Origin of the sequence: Methanobrevibacter sp., assembly GCF_045577275.1 — an archaeon.
Taxonomy (GTDB): domain Archaea; phylum Methanobacteriota; class Methanobacteria; order Methanobacteriales; family Methanobacteriaceae; genus Methanobrevibacter.
In genome coordinates, this window is sequence record NZ_JAZNIB010000055.1 from 1 (window position 1) to 2,564 (window position 2,564).

Sequence of the window (2,564 nt, forward strand, 5' to 3'; positions counted from 1 at the left end):
ATATATTTATATTTTATATAAATAAACTTAATGATATTATTCTCAGTAATACTTTTTAAAATTTAAGTTAAAAAAAGATATTTAATATAAAAACAAGATATAAAAAATAAAAATAACAATTACAATAAAAATTAAATCAATGCAAATTAAATCAATGCAAATTAATTAATCAAATTAAATCAATAAAATAAAATGAGGTAATTTTATGAAAAGTGAAACAATGGAATTACATAAAAAGAAAGCACCAATAAAAGTATCCTGTGGAGTTATAACACTTAGTGACAGATTTTCAAATGATAAGGAAGGAGAAGAAAAAGACTTGTCAGGAAAATACTTGAAAGAGGAATTGGCTAAAAAATACGATGTGGATGCTTATGCAATTATTCCTGATGAAATAGACACTTTAAGAAACACCATTGAAGAAATGATCGATTCAGGAGTGGAAGTCATCATAACAACTGGTGGAACCGGCCTTGAATCCAGAGACATTACCATTGAAACAATAGAACCTCTTTTCGAAAAGGAAATTAAAGGATTTGGAGAAATATTCAGAGCAATTTCATATGAGGAATTAGGTGCAGGATCCCTTTTATCAAGAGCTACTGCAGGAATCTATAAGAAAACCATGATATTTGCAATGCCCGGGTCTCCTAATGCTGTAAAAACCGGTTTAGGAATCATCATTGATGAATTAGGCCATTTAAAAAAGCATGCAACAAAATAATATGCTAAAATTAAAAATAAAAAAATAGAGCAGAATAGAATAAAATAGAACAAAATAAAAAAAAAAAAGAAAATTCCAAGAAATAGTTTATCTATTTCTTAAAGGAATTACAATTAAAAATAATAAAGATAGCAATAAAATTGCAATTGGATTTCCTGCCTGATGACTTAAATCCACATTTTTTAGAGAATCTTCTTGAGAATTATTCTGAGAACCACCTTGAGAACTATCTTGAGAATTATCATTTGCACCAGATAAATCATTGGAATTCATACTTTTATCTCCTAAAGCAGCACCTAAAGCAAAAAATGTGAATCCCTCTCCAGAAGATCCATCAAATCCTTCACCATCTCCATAATCCTCATCATCCTCAAAGTCTTCATCGTCTTCATAATCCTCATCAGAATCATCCTCATCATCATCAAAATCATCAGAATCATCCTCATCATCCTCAAAATCATCAGAATCATCCTCATCATCATCAAAATCATCAGAATCATCCTCATCATCCCCATAATCATCAGGATCATCATCTAAATCAGAATCATCCTCGCCATCTTCATAATCCTCATCAGAATCTGCATCATCATCTCCATCTAACTCAAAATCATCATCTGAATCATCATTCAAACTATTTGAACTAGAAATAGAAACATCTTCAGATACTGCGCAAACAGAACCAATGGCAATCATCAAAATGATGAAAATTGCAAAAATAAAATACTTATTCATTCTTTTCATAATATTCCCAAATCAATTATTTTCTAAAATCAATTATTCGAAAAATTCGCTTACGGAAATTAAAGGTTCAAGTGTGATTCCTTCATTTGCAAAGGTCTCCATTGCACCTTCTTCTCTGTCCACAACAACAAATGCTTTTTTAACTACTCCACCATTATCAACTATTGCATTAATTGCTTTTAATAGTGAACCTCCAGTAGTTGTAACATCCTCAACAAGAATTACATTATCCCCTTCAATCAAAGTTCCTTCAATCAATTTTGAAGTTCCGTAACCTTTTTTCTCTTTTCTAATCATAAGGAGAGGCTTTTTTGATTCAAGTGAAACTGCAGTTGCAATAGGAACAGCACCTAAAGCAGGACCTGCAATCTTGTCAATGTCATCATCAATTTTTTCATTGATCAATTGAGCTATTGTGGATAAAATTTCAGGTTCTGTAATAGCCCTTTTCATATTAACATAATAATTGCTTTTTTTACCTGAAGCAAGTGTGAATTCACCTTCTTCAAATACCTTATTTTCTTTCAATATTTCTATCAGATATTCTTTTGAAACCATAAACTCATCCCATAATCTATACACTAATAATTAAAAAATTATAATTGACTTTTTAAATCCTCAATTTCTTCTTCCAATTGGGAGAAATCTTCATCGAAGACATCTTTTAAGATTATTTTATCACCAATTTTATGAACCATATCCAAAGGAATTACCAATTCACTTTTGCTGATGTTTAAAGTTTCTTGGATTCCTCCTTTGCTGACGATTATGGATTCAACCTTTTCTTCATCGAAATCAAAATCAACATCTACAACCTTACCCATAATCATTACATCATTGCCTAATACTTCTTTACCGACTAACTCTTTGACTATTCTCATAAAAAACATCTCCGAAATAAGCTTGAAAATTATGCTAAATTATTTTATCAATCCGATTATATTTAATAAGATTTTATAATTAATTAATATTCTTTTTATTAAAATCAATTAATAAATATTTTGAAAAATTTTAGAATAAGAATTTTAAAGAGAAAAAAGAATTAATTAGAAAATCCTAACAAATAGAAAAAAGACTAGATAAAATAGATAAAATGATA

Annotated in this window: 4 protein-coding genes; 1 reads left to right on the forward strand and 3 read right to left on the reverse strand. The window is 29.0% G+C overall.

The features are described from left to right. Positions 1-205 precede the first annotated feature (205 nt). A complete protein-coding gene (locus tag ACKI67_RS01785; protein WP_407461684.1) occupies positions 206-724 on the forward strand; it encodes a molybdenum cofactor biosynthesis protein B in 519 nt (172 codons plus the stop codon). Positions 725-811: 87 nt separating this feature from the next. On the opposite strand, the gene ACKI67_RS01790 is transcribed toward ACKI67_RS01785, so the two are convergent. The 3 genes from ACKI67_RS01790 to ACKI67_RS01800 are packed head-to-tail and all read right to left on the reverse strand — an operon-like array spanning position 812 to position 2,346. Continuing rightward, positions 812-1,465 carry a hypothetical protein gene (locus ACKI67_RS01790; RefSeq protein WP_407461685.1) on the reverse strand — a complete coding sequence of 218 codons (654 nt, stop codon included), beginning with the start codon at positions 1,463-1,465 and terminating at the stop codon, positions 812-814. Between the two features lie 33 nt (positions 1,466-1,498). After that, positions 1,499-2,023, reverse strand: coding sequence for an orotate phosphoribosyltransferase (pyrE, locus tag ACKI67_RS01795; protein ID WP_407461686.1), 525 nt, complete (start codon positions 2,021-2,023; stop codon positions 1,499-1,501). Positions 2,024-2,061: 38 nt separating this feature from the next. Continuing rightward, entirely contained in the window at positions 2,062-2,346 is a 285-nt protein-coding gene (locus ACKI67_RS01800) for a PRC-barrel domain-containing protein (protein ID WP_407461687.1), read from the reverse strand. Between the last annotated feature and the right edge of the window lie 218 nt (positions 2,347-2,564).

Bases quoted from the DNA above. Each gene is read 5' to 3' on its own strand.
- ACKI67_RS01790 (WP_407461685.1), bottom strand. From the start codon at position 1,465: ATGAAAAGAATGAATAAGTATTTTATTTTTGCAATTTTCATCATTTTG.
- ACKI67_RS01785 (WP_407461684.1), top strand. From the start codon at position 206: ATGAAAAGTGAAACAATGGAATTACATAAAAAGAAAGCACCAATAAAA.
- pyrE (WP_407461686.1), bottom strand. From the start codon at position 2,023: ATGGTTTCAAAAGAATATCTGATAGAAATATTGAAAGAAAATAAGGTA.
- ACKI67_RS01800 (WP_407461687.1), bottom strand. From the start codon at position 2,346: ATGAGAATAGTCAAAGAGTTAGTCGGTAAAGAAGTATTAGGCAATGAT.